Here is a 12,389-nt window from a genome sequence, read left to right as displayed (position 1 = left end):
TTCAGGCACTCCGGGTTGGTATTCTCTTCTCGAAATAGCGGAACGCCGCAACGAGAAGGGCGGTCAGGATCAGGTAGATCAGCGCCAGCAGCAGCAGCGGCTCATAGGTCAGGAAGGTGACCTGCCGAACCTTGGAAATGACCGCATAGACGTCGATCACCGTGATGGTGGCGACCAGCGGCGTGGCCTTCAGCTGCAGCACCGTCTCGCCATTGAGCGTGGGCAGCGCACGGTGCACGGCGCGCGGCAGCCAGATGCGCCAGAACAGCTTCCAGCGGCTCATGCCATAGGCGCGGGCCGCCTCCAGCTCGCCCCTCGGCACGCCGGCGAAGGCCCCACGCATCACCTCGCCCTCATAGGCCGCAAAGGAGAGGGTCAGCGCCGCCACGCCATAGGGCCAGGCCTCGCGCAGATACGGCCAGAGGACGGACTGCCGGATCTCCGGGAATTGCGGAAATAGCGAACCGAGCCCGTAATAGAGCAGCCACAGCTGCAGCAGCAGCGGCGTGCCGCGAATGACCGTGCAGAAGCCCTGTGCCGGCAGGCTCAGCCACCACGGGCCGGTCACCTGCACCAGCCCGAGCGGCACGGCGAGAAAGAAGCCGAGCACCGACGTGCTCGCCAGCATCAGCAACGTGACGCCAACGCCAGAGACAATGGCCCCGGCATAGTTCGGCAGCCAGTCCCAGCGCAGGAACCAGGCCGCACAGAAGATGATGCCCGCCCCCACCGCCATCAGCACGATGCGGTGCGGCTCCAGCAGGGCCCGCCCGCTCGGCAGGCTGGTCAGCGCCGTGGCGTCGAGGGTGCTCTCCTCCGCCGGCAGTTTGACCCTCGCCTCGGGCGTAGCGGCGCGTTGCTGCTTTGTCATCGCGCCGCCCAGCCGCGCCGGGCGCGGGCCTCGATGACGCGGATGATGAGACCGGAAACCAGCGTCAGCAGCAGATAGAGCACCCCCGCGGCGCAGAAGAAGAGCATGTAGGCTTTCGTGGTGCCCGCCGCCTGCCGAGTAACCAGAGTGAGTTCGCTGAAGCCGACCACCGCGAGCAGCGCCGTGTCCTTGGTGCAGATGAGCCAGAGATTGGAGAGCCCCGGCAGCGCATGCGGCAGCATGGCCGGCAGGGTGACACGCCGCATGATCATCAACGGCGACATGCCGAAGGCCCGCGCGGCCTCCATCTGGCCGGCCGGCACGGCGAGGATCGCCCCGCGCAGCACCTCGGTCGAATAGGCCCCCTGCACCACGCCGATGACGAAAATGCCCGCCGCCAGCCCGCTAATGTCGACCGAGCCATAGCCGAGCGCAGCGCTGACGCGGTTGAGCAGGTCGGTGCCGGCGTAATAGAGCAGGAGGATCAGCACCAGTTCGGGCACAGCGCGCACGACGGTGGTGTAGACTTCCATGAGGTCCCGCGTCACCGGGCCGCCATAGAGCTTGCCGAAGGCGCCGCCGGTACCGAGCACGAGCCCGAGCGAATAGCCGCCAAGCGCGATCTTGATCGAGTTCATCAGGCCAGCGAGCAGCACACCGCCCCAGCCGGGCGGCTCGAGTGCCAGCAGGCTCCAATTGATCATGTCTGCCGCCATAGTGCCCTCCCAGCCTTGGGGAGGCACGGGCCGGCGCCAGGCGCCGGCCCGGCCCGCCTTCGATCAGCCGCCGTAGACGTCGAAGTCGAAATATTTCTTCGAGAAGGCGTCATAAGTGCCGTCGGCACGGATCGCCTTGATCGCGGCGTTGATCTTGTTCTTCAGCTCGGTCTCGCCCTTGCGCAGGCCCACGCCCACGCCGGCCCCGAGGATTTCCGGGTCATCCTTCACATTGCCCTTCAGGTCGCAGCACTGCTTTCCCTGGTCGGACTTGAGGAAAGCGTCGAGCGCGATCGCATCGGCTTGCACCGCGTCCAGGCGGCCGGCGGCGAGGTCGGCATTGGCCTCGTCCTGCGTCTGGTATTCCTTCACGGTCGCGCCCGCACCGCCGAAATACTTGTTGGCGTAGTCCTGATGGATGGTGGCGACCTGCACGCCGATGGTCTTGCCCTTGAGCCCTTCAGGCGTTGCCGCGAATTTCTCGCTCTTCGGGCCAATAACGCCGGTGGGCGTGTTGTAATACTTGTCGGAGAAGTCGATGGTCTTCAGGCGCTCCGGCGTGATCGACATCGAGCCGACGATCATGTCGATCTTCTTCGACGTCAGCGCCGGGATGATGCCGTCCCACGCGACGGGGGTGATGACACATTCAAGCTTGGCCTGCTTGCACATGGCCTGCATGAACTCGACTTCCCAGCCTTCCCACTTGCCGCCGGCGTCCGGCGAGGCGAAGGGCGGATAGGGCTCGGCGGCGAAGCCGACCTTGAGCGGTTCGGCCGCCGCGCCACAGGCGCCGGCAATGCCGATGACGGCGGCGGCGATCATCGTCCTGAATGCGTGTTTCATGGTTTTCCCCTCTGGTTCCCGGGCTTTTTCAGTGGCTGGAGCTGATGAATTTCCTCAGCAGCTCCGACTTCGGGTCGCCGAAAATCTGCTCCGGCGGTCCTTGCTCCTCGATCACGCCGTGGGCGAGGAACACGATGTGGCTGGCGACGTCGCGGGCGAACTTCATCTCGTGCGTGACGAGAATCATCGTGCGCTGCTCCTTCGCCAGATCGCCGATGACCCCCAGAACCTCGCCGACCAGCTCGGGGTCGAGGGCGGAGGTCGGCTCGTCGAACAGCATCGCATGCGGCTGGATCGCCAGCGCCCGCGCAATGGCTGCGCGCTGCTGCTGGCCGCCGGAGAGGAAGGCCGGGTAGACGTCGCGCTTGTCGAACAGGCCGACGCGCCGCAGCAGCGCCTCGCCGCGCTCGATCGCCTCGGCTTTCGGCACGCCAAGCACGTGAACCGGCGCCTCGATGACATTCTGGATGATGGTCATGTGCTGCCAGAGGTTGAAGCTCTGGAACACCATGCCGAGGCGCGCGCGCAGGCGCTGCACCTGACGGCGATCCGACGGGACGAGGCCGCCATGGCGGTCGGCGCGCAGGGCGATCTGCTCGCCACGGATCGCCACCGAGCCGCTGCTCGGCACTTCCAGCAGGTTGATGCAGCGCAGGAAGGTGGACTTACCGGAGCCCGAGCCGCCGATGATGGCGATGACCTCGCCTTCGCGCGCCGTGAGCGAGATGCCCTTGAGGACCTCCAGCGCACCGAAGCGCTTGCACAGGTCGCGAACGGCGATGGCTTCGGCGCGCTCCGTCATCGGAGGGGCGCCTCCGGAGGCTGACACCAAGGCATCTGGCTCATGCCGTCTCCCCTTCCCTGCCGAATCCGCCACCCGCTGCGTCCTGGAAATCCCGACGCAAATGGCGGGCCGCAGACCCTCGCACCCATCTCACAGCCTAAACGTGCACTTTCCCTCGCAGTTATTCAAGCGTATAACAAATCGATAGGCGATGTTTTTGTGCAGTGCCAAAATTTCGGCAGCTCATGGTCAAAGAGGTAGCATATGTCGGCTTTCGGGTCTCAGGATATGTCGGCGCCGCTGCAGCGCGTCTTGATGCGCCGGCCCGGCCCCAGCCTGATGCGGGCGGACCCGGCGCAGTGGCATTACGGCCCGACCTTCGACGGCGCCAAGGCGATCCACCAGTATCGCGCCTTCGCTAAACTCGTCGAACAGTCCGGCACCGAGATCCTCTGGCTCGACGACGAAGGCGATGGGCTGGCCGACGCCATGTTCACCCATGATCCCTCGCTGATGTCCGACCATGGTGCGATCATCCTGCGCATGGGCAAGCCGCTGCGCGCCGGAGAGCCCGCGCTGCATGAGAAGGCCTATGCCGAGCGGCAGATTCCGATCCTCGGGCGCATCGAGGCCCCTGGCACGGTGGAAGGTGGCGACTGCGTGTGGCTCGATGCGCGCACCCTCATCGTCGGGCGCGGCGTGCGGACCAATCAGGAGGGTATCGACCAGCTGGGCGCCCTCCTCGCGCCCCACGGCGTCGCCGTGCTCGGCTTCGACCTGCCGCTCTGGCAGGGGGAAGAGGCCTGCCTGCATCTCATGAGCGTCATCAGCCCGCTGGCCGACGACCTCGCGCTCGTCTTCGCGCCGCTGCTGCCGGCGGCGTTCCACCAGCTGCTCAAGAAGCGCGGCATTCGCCTGATCGAGGCGCCGGCCGACGAGTTCCACGCCAGCAACGGCCTGTCGCTAAACGTGCTGCCCACCCGGCCGAACGAAGTGATCATGGTCGAGGGCTTCCCCGCGACTAAGGCCGCCATGGAGGCCGCCGGCTGCACCGTCTCGACCTTCGCCGCCGACGCGCTATGCATCGCCTGCGAGGGTGGCCCGACCTGCCTGACGCGGCCCGTGCTGCGTCGAGCGGCATGAGCCGCCGAGACTTCCATAGGGCCACCGAGGCCGAGCGGCGTCACGACCTCATCGAGGCGACACTCGACTGCATTTCCGAAGCCGGGCTGCAGGGCGCAACCGTGCGCCAGATCGCCAACAAGGCCGGCGTGACGGCCGGCCTGATCCGGCACTACTTCGCGTCGAAGGAGGTTATCCTCCAGGAAGCCTACAAGGTGCTCATCGCCCGGCTGACCGAGAAGGCGAAGAACCTGGACGGCACGCCGGAGGAGCGGCTTTCCAGCTTCATCTTCGTCAACCTGACCGAGCCGGTTGCCAACAGCCGGAGCCTGTCGCTCTGGGCTGCCTTCATCAGCCGGGTCAGCGTCGACCCGGCACTCGCGGCGATCCACCGCGAGGGCTATCTGAGCTTCCGCCAGGAGCTGGAGCAGCTTCTGGCGGACTTCTTTGCCGCCAGGGGCATGGCGGCCGATCCGGCGCGCGACCGCACCCTCGCCATCGCCATGAACGGCATCCTCGACGGCCTCTGGCTGGAAGGCTGCCTCGCCGGTGAACTTTTCGGGGAGGGCGAGCTGGTCTCGATCGCCTTCTCCTCCATCGAGGCGCTGATCGGCCACCCGATCGCCGCGCCAACCCAATCCGAGCCGGACCGGGAGTACCGCGATGCGCTACGCATCCATCACCGATAGGCTGGCCCGCCTCGGCTCCGAGAAGTGGGCGGTGCATGTCGAGGCGCGCCGTCGCAAGGGAAAGGGGGTGCCGATCATCGAGCTGACGATCGGCGAGCCCGACCTTCCGCCGCATGAGCGGCTGATCGCCGAGGCGACCCGCTCCATGACCGCCGGCCGCCACCGCTATTCGAACGGACGCGGCGAGCCGACCGTCGTCGACGCGCTGGTGCGCAAATATGCCCGGCGCCGGCCGGGCGTCACGGCCGAGAACGTGCTGTGCTTCCCCGGCACCCAGACGGCGCTTTTCGCCGTCATGCTCGGTCTCGTCGAGACAGGCGACGCGGTGCTGGTGGGCGATCCGTTCTACGCCACCTATGAAGGCGTGGTCCGCGCGACCGGTGCCGACATGGTCCCCGTGCCGCTGCGCCCGGAAAAGGGCTTCCACATGCAGGCCGAGGATCTTGAGCGGGTCCTCACGCCACAGTGCCGTGTGCTGCTGCTCAACACGCCGCACAACCCGACCGGCGCCGTGTTGACCGCCGAGGAGATCGCCGCCATTGGCGAGGTGTGCCGTCGGCACGACCTCTGGATTGTCTCCGACGAAGTCTATGAGGAACTGATCCTTGAGGGCCGCTTCGCTTCGCCCTTCGACATGCCCGCGCTGGCCGAGCGCACCATCGCCTGCTCCTCCATCTCGAAGTCGCACGCCGCGCCTGGCTTCCGCAGCGGCTGGGCGATCGGGCCGGCGGAACTGTGCTCCCGGCTGCTGTCGGTCTCCGAGACCATGCTGTTCGGGCAGCAACCCTTCATCGCCGACATGACCGCCTATGCGCTCGATAACCCCGTCGACACGTCGGAGATCATGCGCCGCTCCTATCGCCGGCGCGTCGACATCATCCTCGCCGCGCTGTCGGGCGCACCGGAGCTGGTGCCCTTCCCGCCCGAGGCCGGCATGTTCATCGTCGTCGATGTGAGCGGCACCGGCATGAGTGGCGAGGACTTTGCCCGGGCCCTGCTCGACGAGGAGGAGGTCGCGGTCATGCCGGGCTCCTCCTTCGGCGCCGGCGGCAACAATTTCGTCCGCCTCAGCCTGACCGTCCCGGACGATAGGATCGAGGAAGCGTGCCGGCGGATGGCGGCGCTGGCCGCACGCTCGGGGCGGCGGAAGGTCCGGCGGGCCTAGGAACGATTGGGCGACAGCGGCGGCGTGGCGGATCTGGAGAACGGGCATGGGTGTTAAGACGGTCGGGGAGGTGCTGATCGACCTCCTGCAAGCCAATGGCGTCGAGGTGGTGTTCGGCATTCCCGGCGTCCACACGGTCGAGCTCTATCGCGGGCTCGCCGGGTCGGCGATCCGCCACATCACGCCGCGCCATGAACAGGGCGCGGGTTTCATGGCCGATGGCTATGCCCGCGTCACCGGCAAGCCGGGCGTCGCGCTTGTTATCACCGGCCCAGGGCTCACCAACACCATCACCGCCATGGCACAGGCACGGCAGGATTCCGTGCCCATGCTGGTCATTTCCGGCGTCAACCGGCGCTCCTCGCTCGGCCAGGGCCTAGGGTGCCTGCACGAATTGCCCGATCAGTCGGCGCTGATGAAGAGCTTCGCCACCGCGTCCTGGACGCTGAACGATCCGGCGGAGCTCGCCTCGGTTGTCGCGCAGGCCTTCGCCGTCATGGGCTCGGCGCGACCTGGGCCGGTGCATATCGAGATACCGACCGATGTGATGCCACTGCCCGCGAGCGAGGTCGTCGCGAAGGCCACCCTGCCCGCCCGGCCCGGCGCGGCCCCGACGACGCTTCGCGAGATCGCCGCGCTGTGCGACCATGCCCGACGCATCGTACTGATGTGCGGCGGCGGCGCCGTCTCGGCGGCCGGCGCGGTGCAGGCGCTGGCGGAAAGGCTCGACGCGCCTGTCGTCATGACCGTCAATGCGCGGGGAATGCTGGCCGGCCATCCACTGCGCGTGCCGGCGAGCCCGAGCCTCGCCACAACCCGCGAACTCATCGCCGGCGCCGACCTCGTCCTCGGGCTGGGCACAGAAATGGGCCAGACCGATTACGACATGTATGCCGACGGCCATTTCCCGCCGATCGCCAGCTTTGTGCGCGTCGACATCGACGCGCTCCAGCTCTCCCGCGAACCCCGCGCCGATATCGCCGTGCTCTCCACGGTGGAAGCGGTGGCGGAGGGCCTCGCCCCGCTCGTCACCGCCCGCACGGGCGACGGCGCGACGCGGGCGGCGGCAGTGCGCGAGGCGGCGTGGCAAGGCCTGACGCCGAAAATCCGCACCGAGATCGGCGTGATTGGCGCGATCTATGCCGCCCTGCCCGACGCCATCGTCGTCGGCGATTCCACCCAGGCGGTCTATGCCGGCAATCTCTATCTCGATCTCGGCCGCCCGCTCTCCTGGTTCAACGCGGCAACGGGCTTTGGCGCGCTGGGCTATGGGCCGCCGGCCGCCATCGGCGCCGCGCTTGGCGCACCCGGACGCCCCATCGTCTGTCTCACCGGCGATGGCGGCTTCCAGTTCTCCCTCGCCGAAATCGGCTCGGCGGTGGATGCGGGGGCGAAGGTGATCTTCCTCGTCTGGAACAATGACGGCTATCAGGAGATCGAGAACTACATGATCGAGAACGGCATCACTCCGGAAGGGGTGAAGCCCTCGGCGCCGGACTTTCTCACTGTGGCGCAGGCCTATGGCGTGCCGGCCACGCGCCTCGCCGATGTCGAGGAACTGGCCGCCGCGCTCGCCTCGGCCAATGAGCGCAACGGCCCCAGCCTGATCGAGATCCACCAGACACACACACGGGGCGCGACCGCCTGACCGACGCCCCGATCATCCGCCCAAAGGCAGGCATGTCGACACAACGCCTGCCGAGATCCAACCCGCGCCACCTACCTGCGCACGGCTCTTGGAATGCGCGGCACAGGTCGATGCGCCTAGGCAGAGAAGCTAACCGCTCCGGCCGGGCCGATCGCGCGCGTCGACCTCAAGACACCTCAGGGCGTCGACGGAGCGCCGCCAGTTTCCTCCCGAGAGGGCGACTTGTTCCGCCACGTGAACGACCCGGCATTTTGTGATCTCGACGCCTGGGGTGCCCCCACGCTTAGCCCGCACCCGCGATGTCCGAAGTGCAATGGCCGGGGTATTGGTCGGGCCCAGGCGACGGACACGAACCAGCTGTCCGGCTCCGCCCTTCGGCTGTTCAATGGGGTCAAGGCCACAAGGGACGGACTGAGGTCAGACTGCGCGACCGCGACAAGGGATGGAGAACGTGGCCCGTCACCTTGGCATGTTCAACGACAAGGTCAGGCTCCAGGGCGACGCTGAGAACCCACTCTCGCTGCCGATCACGCAATGCAGGCAGCGCCATGTCGGTCGTCGTCAACCCGCCGGAGGATGACGAGGAGAGTTGGGTCGGACTTCCGCTTCCATCCAAAGGCGACAGCCGAAGGCCCGTCGCCTTTTGTCTGAAGAGCGCGGAAGCTAACCAGGGCTCCCATGAGCATGGGAGCACCTATTCCACATATCTTCCGTACGTTTTGATTTTCCGCAGCCAGCAGGGAGCTAACCCTTTGAAAGTGCTGGCGCGCCCACGGGGAATCGAACCCCGGTTTTCGCCGTGAGAGGGCGACGTCCTAACCGCTAGACGATGGGCGCATCTAGGCAGGCCGGTCTCATAGAGCGGTTTGGCCGCGTGATCAAGCGCCATGGCCGGGTGGCGGCGGTTTTTCCACCGGCACTGTGCAGGACAGCCCTCCCCGTCCGCGCTCAGGGCGCGCTGGCGAAGCCGAGCACGCCGCGCGGCGCGCGGGTTTCCAGATCGAACAGATGCGTCTCGACCCGGCCCTCGCGCGCTACCGTCACCGCAATGAGATCGCCGGAGACGACCGCCGCGCGTACCTCAGCCCCCTTTGGCAGCTGGATCGTGCCGGCGATTTCAGCCGGGGTGCTTTTCCTGCCGCTCATCAGCTTGTATCCGATGGCACCGAAGACGGCGAGAAAGCCCAGAAGCATGATAAGCCCCGAGAAGGCGGCGAAGCGGCGCATCCGGCGCAGCACCCGCTCGGCCGCAGGGTCGAGCTTGTCGTCTGAATCAGGAGAAGTCATGCCGGCACCGGAACTCAACGAGGAGATGGACGACGTCGCGCCGGAGGTGGTCGCGACGCGCGTCGATATCACCGTCGGGCCGGAGGATGAAGGGCTTCGGCTCGATCGCGTTCTGGCGCGGCACCTGCCGGAGTTCAGCCGCACCCGCCTGCAGGCATTGATCGCCGAGGGACGGGTCCAGCGCGCCGGCCAGCCGATTGCCGGCGGCTCGGCGAAGGCGGTTGCGGGCGAGAGCTACAGTGTCGAGGTGCCCGAGCCCGAGGACGCCACGCCGGCGGCGCAGGATATCGCGTTGAACATCGTCTATGAGGACGACCATCTGATCGTCGTCGACAAGCCTGCCGGCATGGTGGTGCACCCGGCGCCGGGCAGCCCGGACGGCACGCTGGTCAATGCGCTGCTGTTCCATTGCGGGGCCAGCCTGTCCGGCATTGGCGGGGTCCGACGCCCCGGCATCGTCCACCGGCTGGACAAGGACACGTCCGGCCTCATCGTCGTGGCTAAGAATGACCGCGCCCATAAGAGGCTCGCCGCCCAGTTCGCCGATCACGGCCGCACCGGCCCGCTGGAGCGGGCCTATCTCGCCTTCATCTGGGGCGCACCGGATCTGCCCAGCGGCACGGTTGACGCGCCGCTTGCCCGCCACCCCGTGGCCCGTGAGCGCATCGCAGTGCGGACGGGCGGGCGGTTCGCCATCACCCACTGGCAGCGCCTCGCCACCTATGCCGACACGCTGGGCCGCCCGATCGCGTCCCTGGTCGAGTGCCAGCTGGAGACCGGACGCACCCACCAGATCCGCGTCCACATGGCCCATATCGGCCACCCGCTTCTCGGCGACACGGTCTATGGAGTAGGCCAGCGCACCCGCGCCAGCCGGCTTCCCGATACCACGCGCCAGGCGCTGGACGGACTTGGCCGGCAGGCTCTCCATGCTGCCCGGCTCGGCTTCGAGCATCCTGCGACAGGCGACTTCATGGCATTCGAGAGCCCGTTGCCCGCCGACCTTGCCCGCCTTCAGGAGACACTCGCGGCCGGCGGCTGACCAGCCGCCGGCTCAACGCTTCGTGACCGCGCCGCGCCTTGCGCTTTCGCAAAAATGGCTTCTTCCTGCTATTATACGTTGAGGCCGGCTGCAAAGCGGCCGCATGCCGGTCGCCCGCTGATGGGGACCGTGAGACAAGGAGGGTGCAGTCATGGCCCGTTCCGCTATGAGCCTACCGTCCGCCGAAGGTGGCCTGAGCCGCTACCTCGCGGAAATCCGCCGGTTCCCCATGCTGGAGCCGCAGGAAGAATATATGCTCGCCAAGCGCTGGCGCGAGCACGAGGATCCCGACGCCGCCCATCGTCTCGTCACCAGCCATCTGCGTCTCGTGGCCAAGATCGCCATGGGCTATCGCGGCTATGGCCTGCCGATCTCCGAGGTCATCTCGGAGGGCAATGTCGGCCTCATGCAGGCCGTGAAGCGCTTCGAGCCCGACAAGGGATTTCGTCTCGCCACCTATGCCATGTGGTGGATCAAGGCCTCGATCCAGGAGTACATCCTGCGCTCGTGGAGCCTGGTGAAGATGGGCACGACGGCGGCACAGAAGAAGCTTTTCTTCAATCTGCGCAAGGCCAAGAGCCAGATTTCCGCGCTGGAGGAAGGCGATCTGCGTCCCGACCAGGTGCAGCAGATCGCGACCAAGCTCGGCGTCACCGCGCAGGAAGTGATCGAGATGAACCGCCGGCTGGGCGGCGACGCCTCGCTGAACTCCCCGTTGCGCGGCGATGTCGAGGGTGGGGGTGAGTGGCAGGACTGGCTGGCCGATGACAGCGACAGCCAGGAATCGGTGCTGGTCGAGCATGAGGAGATGGACAACCGGCGCAGCGCGTTGTCCGGGGCCCTGTCGGTGCTCAATGAGCGCGAGCGCCGCATCTTCGAAGCCCGCCGCCTGTCCGACGACCCGATGACGCTGGAGGACCTTGCCTCCGAGTTCGGCGTGTCGCGCGAGCGGGTGCGCCAGATTGAGGTCCGGGCGTTCGAGAAGGTGCAGAAGGCGGTGATCGACCGCGTGCACCAGATGGAGACGGCGCCGATGCGGCAGGACCATTCGCCCGCCATGTGACGGCGCCTCTGTGCCTGTATCACCGTGAAACCGCCCGGCGGCCTGCCGGGCGGTTTTTATTTTATCTCAAGGAGTTATGCCGGGAGTGGCGGCGCCGTCGCGCCCGCCCGCGCCTCGCCCGACAGCGTCGCCGCCGCCCGCACATCGTGGGAGAGGACGTCGCGGATGCTGAGCACGCCGACCAGTTGATGCTCCTCCATGACGGGGAGATGGCGCACATGGTGCTCCTCCATCAGGGCACGGACATGGTCGACGCTGTCTTCCATCCGGCAGGAGATCATGTTGCGCGACATCAGGTCGCCCACAGTCAGCCGCAGGGCGGCCGCGCCGCGCTCGGCGACCGCGCGCACCACGTCGCGCTCGGAGAAGATGCCGACGACGGTGACACCCTCGGAGCCGCAGGCGTCCTTCACCACCACGGCGCCGATACGCTCGCGGTTGAGTAATGTCGCTGCCATTTCAACGGTTTCGGCCATGCGGATGGTCGGCACGCGGGCGCTTTTCAGCTTCATGAGATCGGCGACAAGCATGGCGTATCCCTCTGGGTGGAGCCTCAACTGTCACGCTTCTTCTTCTTTGGTCTAAGTCTGGTATGCAATACACACGACGTCAATGAAATCCGTTGCGGCAGCGCAGCATCGGACCCACCCGCCCCCGCCCGCACAGACGAAAAAGGCCCGCCTTTGGGCGGGCCTTTCCGGTATTTTCTGGCTGACCCGTGAGTGCAGTGAGGTGGACGATCCGGCCGATGCGGCCAAAGCGGCCAACCTTCGCGTTTGCCCGGACCGGGGCGAACCGCCCCCTCCTTCCCCACGTCCTTGCTGATCGCGAAAGCCGGGCAACTTTCGCGGCAAAGGCGTCAGTGGTTGAGGTTCTTCACAATGTCCTCGACCATCTTCTTGGCGTCGGCGAACAGCATCATCGTGTTGTCGCGGAAGAACAGCTCGTTCTCGACGCCGGCATAGCCGGCCGCCATGCCGCGCTTGATGAACAGCACGGTCTTGGCCTTTTCCACGTCGAGGATCGGCATGCCGTAGATCGCCGAGGTCGGATCGGTCTTCGCCGCCGGGTTGGTCACGTCATTGGCGCCGATGACGAAGGCCACGTCGGCTTGAGCGAACTCGGAGTTGATGTCCTCCAGCTCGAACACCTCGTC

The 12,389-nt window shown here is 66.9% G+C and carries 13 protein-coding genes and 1 tRNA gene; 6 read left to right on the top strand and 8 right to left on the bottom strand.

Translation table 11 applies throughout. From position 1 onward, the window contains the following. Nucleotide 1 precedes the first annotated feature (1 nt). From J2S76_RS12540 to J2S76_RS12525, 4 genes are all read right to left on the bottom strand, one after another. A complete protein-coding gene (locus tag J2S76_RS12540) occupies nucleotides 2-871 on the bottom strand; it encodes an ABC transporter permease (protein WP_370874739.1) in 870 nt (289 codons plus the stop codon). Next, complete coding sequence (locus tag J2S76_RS12535; protein ID WP_307060786.1) at nucleotides 868-1,587, bottom strand: ABC transporter permease; 720 nt, start codon at nucleotides 1,585-1,587, stop codon at nucleotides 868-870. The genes J2S76_RS12540 and J2S76_RS12535 overlap by 4 nt, the downstream gene beginning before the upstream one ends. A gap of 63 nt (nucleotides 1,588-1,650) precedes the next feature. Continuing rightward, complete coding sequence (locus J2S76_RS12530) at nucleotides 1,651-2,433, bottom strand: transporter substrate-binding domain-containing protein (RefSeq protein WP_307060785.1); 783 nt, start codon at nucleotides 2,431-2,433, stop codon at nucleotides 1,651-1,653. A 28-nt stretch (nucleotides 2,434-2,461) separates the two neighbouring features. Next, a complete protein-coding gene (locus J2S76_RS12525; RefSeq protein WP_307060784.1) occupies nucleotides 2,462-3,235 on the bottom strand; it encodes an ABC transporter ATP-binding protein in 774 nt (257 codons plus the stop codon). Between the two features lie 246 nt (nucleotides 3,236-3,481). Between J2S76_RS12525 and J2S76_RS12520 the strand changes: the two genes are divergently transcribed. From J2S76_RS12520 to J2S76_RS12505, 4 genes are read left to right on the top strand one after another with little or no spacing between them, the layout of a single operon-like run. Continuing rightward, on the top strand, nucleotides 3,482-4,360 hold the full coding sequence (locus J2S76_RS12520; protein WP_307060783.1) for a dimethylarginine dimethylaminohydrolase family protein: 879 nt from the start codon (nucleotides 3,482-3,484) through the stop codon (nucleotides 4,358-4,360). Next, nucleotides 4,357-5,028, top strand: a complete 672-nt coding sequence (locus J2S76_RS12515) for a TetR family transcriptional regulator C-terminal domain-containing protein (RefSeq protein WP_307060782.1) — start codon at nucleotides 4,357-4,359, stop codon at nucleotides 5,026-5,028. The genes J2S76_RS12520 and J2S76_RS12515 overlap by 4 nt, the downstream gene beginning before the upstream one ends. Next, on the top strand, nucleotides 5,003-6,193 hold the full coding sequence (locus J2S76_RS12510) for a pyridoxal phosphate-dependent aminotransferase (protein ID WP_307060781.1): 1,191 nt from the start codon (nucleotides 5,003-5,005) through the stop codon (nucleotides 6,191-6,193). Before J2S76_RS12515 ends, J2S76_RS12510 begins: the two co-directional genes overlap by 26 nt. 46 nt (nucleotides 6,194-6,239) lie before the next feature. Next, complete coding sequence (locus J2S76_RS12505; protein WP_307060780.1) at nucleotides 6,240-7,841, top strand: 5-guanidino-2-oxopentanoate decarboxylase; 1,602 nt, start codon at nucleotides 6,240-6,242, stop codon at nucleotides 7,839-7,841. A 762-nt stretch (nucleotides 7,842-8,603) separates the two neighbouring features. On the opposite strand, the gene J2S76_RS12500 is transcribed toward J2S76_RS12505, so the two are convergent. Next, nucleotides 8,604-8,678: transfer RNA gene (locus J2S76_RS12500), tRNA-Glu, on the bottom strand. Nucleotides 8,679-8,789: 111 nt separating this feature from the next. Beyond that, nucleotides 8,790-9,128 (bottom strand): DUF6476 family protein, encoded by a 339-nt coding sequence (locus J2S76_RS12495; protein WP_018387358.1) that lies wholly within the window; start codon nucleotides 9,126-9,128, stop codon nucleotides 8,790-8,792. Between J2S76_RS12495 and J2S76_RS12490 the strand changes: the two genes are divergently transcribed. Beyond that, nucleotides 9,127-10,170 (top strand): RluA family pseudouridine synthase, encoded by a 1,044-nt coding sequence (locus J2S76_RS12490; protein WP_307060779.1) that lies wholly within the window; start codon nucleotides 9,127-9,129, stop codon nucleotides 10,168-10,170. The two genes, J2S76_RS12495 and J2S76_RS12490, sit on opposite strands and share 2 nt — an antisense overlap. Nucleotides 10,171-10,321: 151 nt before the next feature. Next, nucleotides 10,322-11,233 carry an RNA polymerase sigma factor RpoH gene (gene rpoH, locus J2S76_RS12485; protein WP_026221099.1) on the top strand — a complete coding sequence of 304 codons (912 nt, stop codon included), beginning with the start codon at nucleotides 10,322-10,324 and terminating at the stop codon, nucleotides 11,231-11,233. A gap of 74 nt (nucleotides 11,234-11,307) precedes the next feature. Here the strand turns inward: rpoH and J2S76_RS12480 are convergent, their stop codons facing one another. Then, nucleotides 11,308-11,763 carry a CBS domain-containing protein gene (locus J2S76_RS12480; RefSeq protein WP_307060778.1) on the bottom strand — a complete coding sequence of 152 codons (456 nt, stop codon included), beginning with the start codon at nucleotides 11,761-11,763 and terminating at the stop codon, nucleotides 11,308-11,310. A gap of 329 nt (nucleotides 11,764-12,092) precedes the next feature. Next, nucleotides 12,093-12,389 (bottom strand): NAD(P)(+) transhydrogenase (Re/Si-specific) subunit beta (locus tag J2S76_RS12475; protein WP_307060777.1); only part of this gene is annotated, 297 nt, incomplete at its 5' end.

It is taken from the genome of Ancylobacter vacuolatus (genome assembly GCF_030813595.1).
Classification (GTDB): domain Bacteria; phylum Pseudomonadota; class Alphaproteobacteria; order Rhizobiales; family Xanthobacteraceae; genus Ancylobacter; species Ancylobacter vacuolatus.
Note: the sequence above shows the minus strand (reverse complement) of the source record. Positions and strands in the feature narration are given on the sequence as shown.

Coding starts and splice junctions, on each gene's coding strand:
- J2S76_RS12540 (WP_370874739.1), bottom strand. CDS start 871: ATGACAAAGCAGCAACGCGCCGCTACGCCCGAGGCGAGGGTCAAACTG.
- J2S76_RS12535 (WP_307060786.1), bottom strand. CDS start 1,587: ATGGCGGCAGACATGATCAATTGGAGCCTGCTGGCACTCGAGCCGCCC.
- J2S76_RS12530 (WP_307060785.1), bottom strand. CDS start 2,433: ATGAAACACGCATTCAGGACGATGATCGCCGCCGCCGTCATCGGCATT.
- J2S76_RS12525 (WP_307060784.1), bottom strand. CDS start 3,235: ATGACGGAGCGCGCCGAAGCCATCGCCGTTCGCGACCTGTGCAAGCGC.
- J2S76_RS12520 (WP_307060783.1), top strand. CDS start 3,482: ATGTCGGCTTTCGGGTCTCAGGATATGTCGGCGCCGCTGCAGCGCGTC.
- J2S76_RS12515 (WP_307060782.1), top strand. CDS start 4,357: ATGAGCCGCCGAGACTTCCATAGGGCCACCGAGGCCGAGCGGCGTCAC.
- J2S76_RS12510 (WP_307060781.1), top strand. CDS start 5,003: ATGCGCTACGCATCCATCACCGATAGGCTGGCCCGCCTCGGCTCCGAG.
- J2S76_RS12505 (WP_307060780.1), top strand. CDS start 6,240: ATGGGTGTTAAGACGGTCGGGGAGGTGCTGATCGACCTCCTGCAAGCC.
- J2S76_RS12490 (WP_307060779.1), top strand. CDS start 9,127: ATGCCGGCACCGGAACTCAACGAGGAGATGGACGACGTCGCGCCGGAG.
- J2S76_RS12495 (WP_018387358.1), bottom strand. CDS start 9,128: ATGACTTCTCCTGATTCAGACGACAAGCTCGACCCTGCGGCCGAGCGG.
- rpoH (WP_026221099.1), top strand. CDS start 10,322: ATGGCCCGTTCCGCTATGAGCCTACCGTCCGCCGAAGGTGGCCTGAGC.
- J2S76_RS12480 (WP_307060778.1), bottom strand. CDS start 11,763: ATGCTTGTCGCCGATCTCATGAAGCTGAAAAGCGCCCGCGTGCCGACC.